Below are 11,438 nucleotides of genomic sequence, written 5' to 3'. Positions count from 1 at the left end.
TCGAGCATGCTGTTCCTCCTTGCGCTGCCTGGCGCCCATTACGCCCGGACCATTCCGAAGGTAGGAAGGGGCGGTATGAGAATGGCTGGGGGCCGGTTCGATAACGGTAAACGGCGGATTCCTCGCGCACCGGAGGCGCGGAGATCGCCGGGCGTAAGTGACGGGCGGGGCGCCCGGCCTCCGGATTCACCGGAAGGCCCGGACGTCCCGCCCGTCGTCAGGTACGCGAGGCGAGGTCAGTTGATGACGCAGCCCGCGCTGGGGTCCGTGCTGGACTCCTCGTGCGCGACGACCTCGACCTCTTCGGGCTCGGTCTCGGCGGGGGCCTGGGTGGTCTCGTCGGGCTCGGGCATGGGGTCCTCCCTTGCGGCATTGGCGCCCTTCACGCCATTTAAGGAAAGGTTATGGATGGCCGGTATGAGATCGACCGGGCGCCGGTTCGACAACGGTTAAATGGGCGTCGCGCGTGCGGCCATCTCGCGCGCGTAGGCGTACGGCAGGACCGGAATCTCATAACGGACGGTGTGCGCGAGCCGCTCCACGCGGGGAACGGTGATGATGCTGGCCTCCAGCAGGCTCTCCAGCACCCGTACCGCCGTGTCCTCGTCGGCGCCCAGCACGGCGGCGGCCTGCTTCAGGGTGAAGACCGGTTCGGGGAGCATGCCGAGCCGCGGCACCGCGCGGTGCGCCGGCTCGGGCAGTTCCCCGATGGCCTCGGCCAGCCGCGCCCGGATCGCCACGTCGCCCGCGGTCAGCTCGTCCAGCAGGGCCCGGGTGCCGGCCATCCGCGCGGCGTACTCCCGCAGCGGCACGTGGTGCAGCAGCGCCAGGCGCTCGGCGACGAGCCGGACTCCGAGTGGCAGCGAGCCGGCCGCCGTGACGATCAGCTCCGCGGAGGGCCGGTCCGCGGTGACCCGCTCCGCGCCGATCAGCCGTCCCAGGAGGCCGACCGCCTCGTTCACGGCGAAGGACGAGATCCAGAGCCGGTAGGCGGCGTCCAGGCCGGCGAGCCGGGACCGGGCGGTCACGATCACCGCGCTGTCCCCCGCCTCCGGCAGCAGCGGCCGGACCTCGGACTCCCGCCGGGCGTCGTCGACGATCACCAGCGCTCGGCGACCGGCCAGCCAGAGCTGCCAGGCGCGCCGCGCCTCCGACGGCGATCCGGGCGGAGCCGTCGGCAGGAGCCGGGACACCACGTCCTCGAGCGGGCGCGGGCTCCCGTCCTCACCGCGCAGCCGGACGAACACGCGGCCGTCCGGAAAGTGGTCACCGAGCCGGTGGGCGACGTGCACCGCGATGGCGGTCTTGCCCGCGCCGAGCGGCCCGGTCACGACGGCCAGCCGGTTCCCCCCGCTGGTCAGCGCGTCCGCCAGTTGCCCGGTGGCCGCCGCCCGGCCGGTGAACGTCGGCAGGTCCCACGGCAGCAGGCTCGGTGGCACCGTACGGCGCGCCGGAGGTGCGGCCGGCGGTGACGCGGCCGGGCCCTGCTCCCGCAGCAGCGACTGGTAGAAGCCGGCCAGCGCCGGGCTCGGGGAGAGCCCGAGCTCGCGCGCCAGCGACTGGCGGAGCTCGTCGTAGACCGCCAGCGCCTCCGAGCGCCGTCCCGCCTGGCACAGCGCGGTCATCTGGGTCATCCGCAGCCGCTCGCGGAGCGGATGGCGCTGCGCGACCTCGCTGACGTGCTCGATCACCTTCGCTCCGCCACCCGCGGCGATCTCCCGCTCCGCCCAGTCCTCGAAGACGGCGAGGAAACGCTGCTCCAGCCGGTGCGCGGCGGCCTCGATGAGCGGCACCCCGCGGAACCCGTCGAGGACCGGCCCGTGCCACAGGGCGAGGGCGTCGGCCAGGGCGCCCGCCCGGGCCTGCTGTTCGAAGCCGAGTGAGTCGAGTTCGGCGGGGGTCGCGTGGAACACGTATCCGCCGTTGCGGAAACTGATGCGCTCGGCGCCCCCGCCGACGAGCCGGCGCAGCGCGGAGACGTACACCTGGATGTTCTTGCGGGCCGTCCGCGGTGGCGCGTCGTCCCAGAGCGCCTCCACCAGAGAGTCGAACGACACCAGTGAGTTCGCGTGGCAGAGCAGAGCGGCTAATACGATCTGCTGTTTCCGCGATCCGAGATCGACGGGGCGGTCGTTCTCCAGCACCCGCAGGGAGCCGAGAATCCCGAAGCGGGGGCCCATCTCAAGCGATCTTGATGACGAGGGAGTGTCCTTCGACTTCGACGTCCGAGACGGCGTCCAAGCGCTGTTTGACGGAGTTGAGGACGGCCACTTCCTGTTCGGTGAGCCCGGCGAGGACATCGCGTTGGGCGGTGGTCAGCAGGTCGACCGGGTTCCCGGCCTGCCGGAGGGCGGCGAGCGCGTCAAAGGTCATGGTCCCCTCCTGTGTCGTATGCGGCCACATCGTCACCTGCGGCTCGGGCCGAATCCATGAGACCTTCGGGCCAGGAGGCGTCCGTGGCAGTGGCCCACGAGAAGATCAGAGCGGACAGGCCGGCCTGCAGCCGTGACCGGAGTTTCAGCTTCGTGAGGATGGCGGTGACGTACCGCTTGACGGTGCGTTCGCTGATCTTCAGCTCGCGGGCGATCGACCGGTTGTCGTACCCCAGGCCGAGCAACCGGAAGACCGTGCGCTCCCGGGGTGTGAGCGTCCGCGTCAGCAGCAGCGCCGCGGCCAGCGGCTGTGGCAGTTCGGGCCGCAGGGACGCTCCACAGCTCGGGCAGGCGGGCAAGGGGCCGGTCCTCGGCCGGCGGGGCCGCGGGCGAGGATCGCCTGCGGCCGGCGAGTCGCGCGCCGAAGGTACGGCGTCGAAGTCTCGGAAGTAATGACGATCTTCGACGGGGCGGCCGTCCAGGTGTCGCTCACCCATGCGGTGACGCCGGTTACCCGCGCGGACCGGGGGGCGCGTTCTCCATGGTCACATTCGTACCTCCGTCCTCCCGATCAAGCCGAACAAGATCGTCCTCCCCAGGACTAATTGTCCGTCTAGTCCGTTATCCGGCGTAAGGCCGATTACATACCTTTCGTCGGCCAGTGGTGGCCATGCGCGCAGGTCCTGGACCGCGACGACGCGGCGTCGCATGGCATGTCGCGTACCTGCGGGGCGGCGTGGGTTCTGCCCGACATGTGCCGCCGTGGTCACCTCCACGCAGTCCTCACCGTCCGGTAGGGCGACCACGCCAAGGCCTCCGGCATCTCTACCTCGTCCGGTAACGCCTCGAATGCCACGCCCCGCCGGGTCAGGCCTGGCGGGGCGTCTTGATGCATGCACGAGCAACGTAGACCGCGCCCCCTAGTCGTCGATGCCGATCGCCTCGACGAGTTGTCGAAGACCTCGAATCCGTGAGGGTGGTTCCCGCCGGCGCATCTCCGTGACGATCTCCCGCGCCATGCCCTGATAAGGCAGCCAGCCGGGCGCCCGGCGATCGATCCGCAGCAGCGTCGACACGGCGTCCTCGTCGCGCTTGAGGGCGTACTGGGCGTGCGCCACGTCGAGCAGATGCCGGTTCCACCACGCGGTCGGCAGCGACGCCGAACGCGGAACCTCATCAGCGAGCCGCAGTGCCTTGCGCGGGTCCCCCAGCTCCACGGCGGACCGCACGGCGTGCATCGCGACGTTCGTCGGGCCAGATACCGTCCACTGGTCGATCCGGTCCTCCCCGATCCGCCGGCCGACCGCACTGGCGAGACTGATCAGATCGTCCACCATGGGCGCGTCGTCCTTCCGGGAGGCCACCATCACGCCGCGCTGCAGCAGCCCGCACCACACCGATAGCTCCTCCGGCGACGCCGAGGCGAATCGGGCAGGTTCGACCTCATCTGCGGCCTTGACGGTGACGTCCTCGGCGTCGTCGTGGCGGCCCTGACGGCTGTAAATCCACGCCCAGGTGTCGGCCGCACGGGCGACCGTCGCAGGGTCGCCCACGTTCTCCGTCGCGGCTTGTAGCCGGTCCGCTGCCACACACGCCAAATCTTCGGAGCGGATTCCGAGCAGCAGCATGGCCGCGAGCTGATACGCCTCGGCGAGCAACCGATAGGCGTCGTCTCCTGGGTCTTCCTGGGCGCGGATACGGGCGCCGTCGACGAGGCCGGGCAGAATCCGCGCCAGCATGACGTAGTCGCCGCGCTGGTGCAGCCGCCATGCCTCGTCAGCGCTCAGCCGCACTTCCGCCTCGGTCGGGAGTTCGACGAGTGGAGAGCGGCCGGCCGGCGTGAGCGCCCGGCGTAGCTCACCGATCCCCGCCCCGGCGTTCCTCGCATCGTTGGCGGTCGGCCCGTCGAGCAGCGCCGACACCTGCACGTCGAGTGCTCCGGCGATGGCCTGCAAGGTGGCAAGCCTGGTCTGTCGCCGCTGGTTTTGCTCGAGCTTGCGGATCAGATCGACGCTAACGCCTGCCCGGTCGGCAAGCTCCTGTTGGGTCTGGTGCCGTTGTCGGCGCACCTTCGCTACCCGCTCACCTATGGTCAGCCCGTCACCCATGGCTTCAGAGTAGGACAGCACGTCCCACCCCGATAGGCACTCACCGCGATGAAGCCAGGACACTCTGTCACTTCTACGTCCACGTCGACGCTTCTAGCGTGCTCAGCACGTCGACGCCGCACACCTCAGGGAGTGGCAGATGCACGCACAGGACGCGAACACCTCACCACCGATCGGCACCGTGAAGACGGTGGCCCTGCGACTCGCCCCGCTGCTCGAACGCCAAGGGCTGAACCTCGCCGTCAGCCGGGACGGCATCGTCGAGGCCCACAAGCCCGGCGACTCGCGGGCGCGACAGTCCCTCATACTCCGCCAGCACCAGGGCGGCCTGTGGTGGCACTGGAAGTGGCCCGGACCAACCCGCGAATCGCCGCCCGAGTACGAGCCGATGGTGCCCGCCGAAGACGTCGCTGAAGCGGCCCGCCGCCTCGCGAATGTCCTCCATGTGGCCGAGGTCGCCGGGGCCGAGCAGTGAGCCGCCGGTTCATCGCGCTGCTGGCCTGGCTGCTGTTCCGGCCCACCCCGCGTCGCCGTGTAGTGGTCGCCGACACGGCCACCGACATCCCGCCCTGTCCCGCCGACCCGAGCCCCCAGCAGCTCGCCGAGCTGCAGGACCGGTGCTCGCGGTGGTTAGTGATGTGGTGCTGGTACCGGCGGGAGTACATGGCCATCGCCCGGTTCGACACCGCGACGCCGATCCTGTTCGACGCGGACCCGCAGCGGCTGGTGTTCGCCTGCCGCGCGGCGGAGCTGGCGGTGGTGGCGTGAGCTACGACGAGGAGCTGCGCGGATTCCGGAAGGCCATGGACGAGTGGGTTCCGGTCGGCCACATGTCCCGCGATCAGGAGCTGCTGCAGCTCGCGCAGCTGATCGAGCGGTACCCGGAGCAGGCACGCGAGTCGCTGAGGCACTACGACGAGACCGCGGCCCGCCTGCGCAGTCGACATAGACGTGGGCGCGCGGCACGTAGATGAAATTTCGCCTCAGCTCGCCGCCGCGCGTCCACCCGAACTCCGTGCGGCCAGAGCACCCCCCCCCGAGGCCGCATGGGAAGGGGCCGCAAAGTTGAAACGCGATGCGTCTCGCGGGGAGAGCGCGCTCCCCGAGCGGCCCGGACGCCGGGCGGGGACTGAGCACCCCCGCCCGGCGGCCCCAGGCTCCCCGGCTGATCGGTCGGAGGAAACCGGTACGGCGACCGAGCCGTATCCCAAGGCTCTAGGGAGGAGCCAGATGACCTTAATCCTCGACAGGACGGCCGTGGCCGTCGCGCCCCAGGACCTCATCTCGCCCGAGCTGTTCGACCGGCTCGTCCGGCGCATCGTCAAGGACGAGCAGATCGAACAGCCGACGGCCGAGCGCATCATGGCCCAGGCGCTCGGGTTCCTGCAGGCGTGCGCCCTCAACCCCGGCGCCGGTCTGTCGCCCTCGCCGAGGGTCGACATCGGTTGGCACACGTTCGTCCTTCACACGAAGGACTACGCCGAGTTCTGCCAGCGGGTCGCGGGGCGCTTCATCCATCACGTCCCGACCGACGACCACAAGTGCAACGGCGCCTGCACGGGCGACGTCTCGCCCGGGGAGGGCGGTCCGATCGCCACGACGCTCGCCGCGATGCGCGCGGCCGGCATCCCGGTCGATGACGAGCTGTGGCAGGCGCACGCGGGCGCCTGTTCGCAGTGCCACCAGGGCTGCACCGACAGCCCGTGACATCCACCGCTCATGCGGCCCCAGGTCATATGCTCGGCGACCTGGGGTCGCCCCTATTCAGCGAGGAACGGTCATGAGACACGAATGGGACGCCCTGCCGCAAAGCGTCCGCACGGCCGTCGAGCAGCAGTGCGGGCTGGTGCTCAAGGCGGAGATACCCGAGATGGGATGCAGTTCGGAGTTCTCTGCCACGCTTCAGCTGCAGCACGGCCGGGTGTTCTGCAAGGGAATCCGAGCCGACAACGCGGCGGCGTGGATGCACCGCAACGAGGCGGCCGTGAACCCTCTGCTGCCCCGCGGCCTGGCGCCGCGGCTGCTGTGGCATCTGGAGGTCGACGGATGGCTGATGCTCGGCTTCGAGCACGCCGCCGGACGGCACCCGGATCTCTCGCCTGACTCGGACGACCTGGCGCCCGTTGCGGAGACGGTGGCGGCGTTCCAGCGGTTGCCCTCGTCCGCTGTGCCGAATCGCAGTATCTCGGCGCGCTGGTCCCGCCTGCCGGTGTGGCGGCAGTACGCCCAGGCCCCTCCGCCCGATCTGGACCCATGGGAGGCCGAGCACCTGCCGCGGCTCGTCGAGATGGAGGCGGCGGCGCACGAGCTGGTCGACGGGAATGCGCTGCTGCACACCGACCTACAGCCGGGGAACTTCCTCATCGAGGACGGAGAGGTGACGGTCATCGACTGGGCATGGGCATCGCGGGGCGCGGCGTGGGTGGACCCGGCGTTCATGGTGATCAGGCTGATGGCCGCCGGCCATTCGCCCGGGAGCGCCGAGTCGTGGGCGTCCCAGATTCCCGCCTGGCGGGAGGCGCCGACGACCGCGGTGACGGCATTCGCGGCCACGGTGCTGGGCCTGTGGGCGCACAAGACGCGGTCGGCGGCGGCCCGGCCGCACTCGGCGCAGCTGACCGCTGTCGCCCGGGTATGGGCACGACACCGCGTCGAGGCGGCCTGACTCCGAACTCGCCGAAGAACCCGCCCCACCGGCGGAATCGGCTGAGGCCGCCGCCGACAAGGCCGACGACTTCGATCGGCCCTGGCTCGGGCATCGGGCCCGCGCGGCGATGGCGGCATCGCCCCGCCCGCGATGGCCGCCCACGGCGTACCGAACGCTCGGCGACCGCGGTCCAAGACGGGGACAAAGCCCGCATGTCCGCACCATGGGTAGAGCCTTTGCCGAGCATCCGGCAAGGCCCCGCACGACCGCGCCAAGGAGATAACGGACGATCTCCACAGATCGCGAACCTGGGTCGCCCGGCTTCTTTCACCGGTGTCTACCCAGCGGAGAATCGTCTCCTCTGAGTGGACACCACCAGAAACGACGCCCCACCCGGCCGGCGCGGCACGCGCCCCTCGCCAACACAGACCGACCAGCACGTGATCCACCGCGCACGCCCTGGACGAGGAGTCCCGCGCCACTGCGATCCGCCGCCTGCCGGCCGCCGCGCTGACCTGATCTCCTCGGGAGGCGAGCGCACGGCGCACCCTGTGTGCCGGTATGCGTCCGCGCGCGAACCGCAGGCTCGAGCGGTTCGCGCGTGGAGGTCACGGATTCAGTTGTCGATCTCGGCTGGGCGGCGGTCGGTCACCGTGTCGGGGGCCGCGTGCCGAGGGCCGGCGGTGCGGGCGGCCGGGATGGCGGCGGCGACGAGCGCGGCCACGAGGGCGACGCCACCGCCGATCGCCAGGCCGCCGCGGAACCCGTTCTCGGAGGTGAAGGTGTAGCCGCCCATGGTGACGGTCAGCTGGGACAGGACCACGCCCATCACGGCGGCGCCGACCGAGGTGCCCAGCGACCGCATGAGGGTGTTGAAGCCGTTGGCCGCGGCGGTCTCGTTGAGCGGGACCGAGCTCATGATCAGGGCGGGCATCGCGCCGTACGCGAGGCCGACACCGCTGTTGATGATCATCATGGCGAGCATGAGGCTCCAGGCCGAGCCCATCAGCAGGAGCGACACGCCGTACCCGATGGCCAGCACGAGGACGCCGCTGATCAGGGTGAACTTGGGACCACGGGCGTTCGTGAGCTTTCCGCCCAGCGGGGACACGATCATCATCATGATGCCGCCGGGCGCCAGCCACAGACCGGCCGCGAGCATCGACTGGCCCAGACCGTAGCCGGTGGCCTTCGGGAACTGCAGCAACTGCGGCACGACCAGCATCGACGCGTACATGCCGAAGCCGACGAAGATCGAGGCCAGGTTCGTGAGCAGCACCCGGGGGCGGGCCGTCGTGCGCAGGTCGACGAGCGGCTCCCGGCTGCGCACCTCCCACACCCCCCAGGCGAGCAGGACCACGACGGCGGCGGCGAACAGGCCGAGGGTGGTGCCGGACGTCCAGCCCCAGTCGGCGCCCTTGGAGACCGCCAGCAGCAGGCAGACCAGCCCGATGCCGAGTCCGATGGCGCCGGGGGCGTCGAAGTGCTGACCCTTGGCGCCGGCCGGCACGTTCGGGATCAGGAACCAGATCAGGATCGCGACGAGCGCGGCCAGCGCGGCCGAGGCCCAGAACAGCACGCGCCAACTGGCGTACTCGGCGACGGCGGCGGCGATCGGCAGGCCCAGACCGCCGCCGATCCCCATGGACGCGCTGACCAGCGCGATGGAGGAGCTGAGCTTCTCGCGCGGGACCACGTCGCGCAGCAGCGCGATGCCGAGCGGCACCATGCCCATGCCCATGCCCTGGAGGCCGCGCCCGACGATCATCGGGACGACCGAGGAGGACAGCGCGCACACCACCGAGCCCGCGACCAGCGGCACCGAGCACACCAGGAGCATCGGGCGCTTGCCCACCAGGTCGCCCAGGCGGCCGAAGACCGGCACGCAGACGGCCCCCGCCAGCAGCGTGACAGTGATCACCCATGCGGCGTTCGAGGAGGTGGTGTGCAGGATCTTCGGCAGGTCCTGGATGAGCGGCGTGACCAGCGTCTGCATGATCGCTGCCGTGATGCCGGCCAGGGCCAGCGTGGTGACCACGCCGCCCGCGTGGGCCGCGTGGGTATCGACCGCGGGGCGGCCCGCGGGCTGGGAGGCGTCCAAGGGGGCTCCTCAAAGTTCACTCGTCATCGATGTGCATCATGCACATGGCTTGCATGATACACACGATGTGTATGGCGCAAGTCACTGTGAGAGGATGGTGACGGGCCGCTCTCCGGAGGTGGCGCGCCGAGCGGCCGGGGCATGGACCAGGAGCGGAGGCAGATGAGCAGGCCCACATACGACGTCGAGTACGAGCAGATGCTGCTCAGCCGGCACGGGCTCCGCCAGCACCGCGCCGGCGCGCTGGACCGCAGCGCCTACGTCCTGCTCAGCCGCATCCGTGTGCAGGGGCCGATGTCGATCAGTCAGCTGAGCGACGCCTTCGGGCTCGATTTCTCGACCCTGCAACGACAGACCACCGCGGCCATGCGCGCCGGCCTGGTGGAACGCATCCCCGACCCCGAAGGCGGCATGGCCCGCAAGTTCCGCATCACCGACAAGGGCGAGCAGATGCTCAACGAGGAGCGCGAGAGCCTCGTCGGCGGCCTGGACAAGGTCATGTCGGACTGGTCGGACGAGGACATCGCCGCCTTCGCCGCGTACCTCCGCCGCTTCAACACCGGCATCGAACGCCTCAGCGGCCGTCCCTGGCCCCGACCCTGAGCGGGGCCCGAAACGCCGGACCGGCCGCCGGGAGTCCGGCGGCCGGTCCGTTCACCGCATGGGTCAGCCGACGCGGCCGAGGCGGACGCCCACCTGCGCGTCCTTGCCGCCCACTCCGAGGGTCGAGGCCCCGATGGTCGCCGAGCCCGTTCCGGTGACACCGCTCGCGGTGCCCTTCAGCAGGCTCACCGCGCCGTCGGTGCCGTTCTCCTTCGGCGCGCCGGCGATCAGGTCGGCGTAGCCGTCGGTGTTGACGTTCAGCATGGTGACCGTCCAGCCGAACGCGTCGTTCTTCTCCGCGGCGCCGGGCACGCCGGGGAAGCTCTGCGACACGGCCTGCGCGCCGGTGCCGGTGAGCCCGGACGCGGAGCCGTACAACACGACCGCCTCGCCGGCGTGCGCCTGAGAGCTGACGGTGCGGTACGGCACGCCGACCGCGAGGTCGTACTTGCCGTCCTTGTTCACGTCGCCCGCCGACAGCGAGTAGCCGAACCGGTCGCCGGCCACCGCCGCGCCCGGCACGCCCGAGGTGCTCTGGGTGATCGTGGTGGTGCTCGACAGGGTGGCGTTCGCGTCGCCCTTGTAGACGGTGACGTGGCCGCCCTTGCCGGCGCTCTCGTCGGCGCCGCCCGTGGCGATGTCCGCGTAACCGTCGCCGTCGAAGTCGGCCACGGCGAGGCTGTCCACCCGGGTGGTGGCCGAGCCGGCGAGCGAGATGTCCGTCGTCGTGAAGTTCCACAGATCGAAGCCGGACGTGGGGGCGGCGGTGGCGATCCAGCCCAGGGCCAGCTCGGCCTTGTTGTCGCCGTTGACGTCGCCGATGGCCGGGATCAGCGCGGTGAAGCTGCGCGCCGCCGCCGCGGAGGCGGCGCCCTTCTTCCCCGCTTGGACCTGGTGCGGCCTGCCGGACGGGCTGAAGCGCTGCGCCTTGACCTGCGCGGTCGTCGAGGCGGAGCTGTAGGTCCAGAAGTAGCCGTCGCCGGGAGCCGTGTCGACCCAGTCGGTGTCGCCGTCGCCGTCGAGGTCGCCCGCCGCCAGCGCGTACCCGAAGCGGTGATTCGCCCCGGCGTACCCCGACGGCTCGGAGATCGCGTCCGAACCCGATCCGGTGAGCCCGGACTTCGAGCCCCAGAGGATCGTCTCCGAGCCGGCGTTCGCGCCCGCGGAGGTGTCCTCGTCGGGCGCTCCGATGAGGAGATCGGCGTAGCCGTCGTGATCGTAGTCCAGCGACGCGACCGAGTAGCCGAAGTGGTCGCCGGCCTCGGCGGCGCCGGGCACCCCGCTGCTGTTCTGGCTGAAGACCTGCTTCTTGCCCGTGTTCAGGCCGGCCGATGAGCCGTACACGATGGTGACGAAGCCGGCGCCGGCGTGGCCGCTGACCGTGCCGTAAGGGTTGCCGAGCGCGAGATCGGGATAGCCGTCGCCGTTGAAGTCGTACGGCCGGACGACCTTGAGGGGCGCTGCCGCCCTGGGGAGGGGAGACGCGTGGGCGACGCCGGCCAGCCCGGCTCCGATCGCCGTGATGGCGGACACCGCCAGGGCACGCGTGACACCAGTTCTCAAAGAGCCTCCTAAGAACCGCCGCGGCGGAGAGAACGCGCGGCAGA

The 11,438-nt window shown here is 70.9% G+C and carries 12 protein-coding genes; 6 read left to right on the top strand and 6 right to left on the bottom strand.

What is annotated here, in order from left to right:
- Positions 1-449 precede the first annotated feature (449 nt).
- From AB0K82_RS02935 to AB0K82_RS02920, 4 genes are all read right to left on the bottom strand, one after another.
- Complete coding sequence (locus AB0K82_RS02935; protein ID WP_364391979.1) at positions 450-2,180, bottom strand: BTAD domain-containing putative transcriptional regulator; 1,731 nt, start codon at positions 2,178-2,180, stop codon at positions 450-452.
- Between the two features lies 1 nt (position 2,181).
- A complete protein-coding gene (locus AB0K82_RS02930) occupies positions 2,182-2,373 on the bottom strand; it encodes an aroma-sacti cluster domain-containing protein (RefSeq protein ID WP_364391977.1) in 192 nt (63 codons plus the stop codon).
- Positions 2,363-2,731 (bottom strand): helix-turn-helix transcriptional regulator, encoded by a 369-nt coding sequence (locus AB0K82_RS02925; RefSeq protein WP_364391975.1) that lies wholly within the window; start codon positions 2,729-2,731, stop codon positions 2,363-2,365. Before AB0K82_RS02925 ends, AB0K82_RS02930 begins: the two co-directional genes overlap by 11 nt.
- A gap of 561 nt (positions 2,732-3,292) precedes the next feature.
- A complete protein-coding gene (locus AB0K82_RS02920; protein ID WP_364391973.1) occupies positions 3,293-4,480 on the bottom strand; it encodes a helix-turn-helix domain-containing protein in 1,188 nt (395 codons plus the stop codon).
- Between the two features lie 139 nt (positions 4,481-4,619).
- Between AB0K82_RS02920 and AB0K82_RS02915 the strand changes: the two genes are divergently transcribed.
- The 5 genes from AB0K82_RS02915 (at position 4,620) to AB0K82_RS02895 (ending at position 7,145) form a co-directional block, all read left to right on the top strand.
- Positions 4,620-4,955, top strand: coding sequence for a hypothetical protein (locus tag AB0K82_RS02915; protein ID WP_364391971.1), 336 nt, complete (start codon positions 4,620-4,622; stop codon positions 4,953-4,955).
- On the top strand, positions 4,952-5,248 hold the full coding sequence (locus tag AB0K82_RS02910) for a hypothetical protein (protein WP_364391969.1): 297 nt from the start codon (positions 4,952-4,954) through the stop codon (positions 5,246-5,248). The genes AB0K82_RS02915 and AB0K82_RS02910 overlap by 4 nt, the downstream gene beginning before the upstream one ends.
- Positions 5,245-5,454 (top strand): hypothetical protein, encoded by a 210-nt coding sequence (locus tag AB0K82_RS02905; protein WP_364391966.1) that lies wholly within the window; start codon positions 5,245-5,247, stop codon positions 5,452-5,454. The genes AB0K82_RS02910 and AB0K82_RS02905 overlap by 4 nt, the downstream gene beginning before the upstream one ends.
- Positions 5,455-5,710: 256 nt before the next feature.
- Positions 5,711-6,187: a hypothetical protein gene (locus AB0K82_RS02900; RefSeq protein WP_364391964.1), complete on the top strand. Its 477-nt coding sequence runs from the start codon at positions 5,711-5,713 to the stop codon at positions 6,185-6,187.
- 73 nt (positions 6,188-6,260) lie between these two features.
- Positions 6,261-7,145 carry a phosphotransferase gene (locus tag AB0K82_RS02895; protein WP_364391962.1) on the top strand — a complete coding sequence of 295 codons (885 nt, stop codon included), beginning with the start codon at positions 6,261-6,263 and terminating at the stop codon, positions 7,143-7,145.
- A 598-nt stretch (positions 7,146-7,743) separates the two neighbouring features.
- On the opposite strand, the gene AB0K82_RS02890 is transcribed toward AB0K82_RS02895, so the two are convergent.
- A complete protein-coding gene (locus tag AB0K82_RS02890; RefSeq protein WP_364391960.1) occupies positions 7,744-9,228 on the bottom strand; it encodes an MFS transporter in 1,485 nt (494 codons plus the stop codon).
- Positions 9,229-9,390: 162 nt separating this feature from the next.
- Here AB0K82_RS02890 and AB0K82_RS02885 point away from each other — a divergent pair, with 162 nt between their 5' ends.
- A complete protein-coding gene (locus tag AB0K82_RS02885; RefSeq protein WP_364391959.1) occupies positions 9,391-9,831 on the top strand; it encodes a MarR family transcriptional regulator in 441 nt (146 codons plus the stop codon).
- Between the two features lie 63 nt (positions 9,832-9,894).
- Here AB0K82_RS02885 and AB0K82_RS02880 read toward each other — a convergent pair whose 3' ends face one another.
- The gene (locus AB0K82_RS02880) at positions 9,895-11,394 is read right to left on the bottom strand and encodes a hypothetical protein (RefSeq protein ID WP_364391958.1); all 1,500 of its coding nucleotides are present in this window, start codon (positions 11,392-11,394) and stop codon (positions 9,895-9,897) included.
- Positions 11,395-11,438 lie beyond the last annotated feature (44 nt).

Origin of the sequence: Actinoallomurus sp. NPDC052274, assembly GCF_040679475.1 — a bacterium.
Classification (GTDB): domain Bacteria; phylum Actinomycetota; class Actinomycetes; order Streptosporangiales; family Streptosporangiaceae; genus Actinoallomurus; species Actinoallomurus liliacearum.
Note: the sequence above shows the minus strand (reverse complement) of the source record. Positions and strands in the feature narration are given on the sequence as shown.

Coding starts and splice junctions, on each gene's coding strand:
- AB0K82_RS02935 (WP_364391979.1), bottom strand. CDS start 2,180: ATGGGCCCCCGCTTCGGGATTCTCGGCTCCCTGCGGGTGCTGGAGAAC.
- AB0K82_RS02930 (WP_364391977.1), bottom strand. CDS start 2,373: ATGACCTTTGACGCGCTCGCCGCCCTCCGGCAGGCCGGGAACCCGGTC.
- AB0K82_RS02920 (WP_364391973.1), bottom strand. CDS start 4,480: ATGGGTGACGGGCTGACCATAGGTGAGCGGGTAGCGAAGGTGCGCCGA.
- AB0K82_RS02915 (WP_364391971.1), top strand. CDS start 4,620: ATGCACGCACAGGACGCGAACACCTCACCACCGATCGGCACCGTGAAG.
- AB0K82_RS02900 (WP_364391964.1), top strand. CDS start 5,711: ATGACCTTAATCCTCGACAGGACGGCCGTGGCCGTCGCGCCCCAGGAC.
- AB0K82_RS02895 (WP_364391962.1), top strand. CDS start 6,261: ATGAGACACGAATGGGACGCCCTGCCGCAAAGCGTCCGCACGGCCGTC.
- AB0K82_RS02885 (WP_364391959.1), top strand. CDS start 9,391: ATGAGCAGGCCCACATACGACGTCGAGTACGAGCAGATGCTGCTCAGC.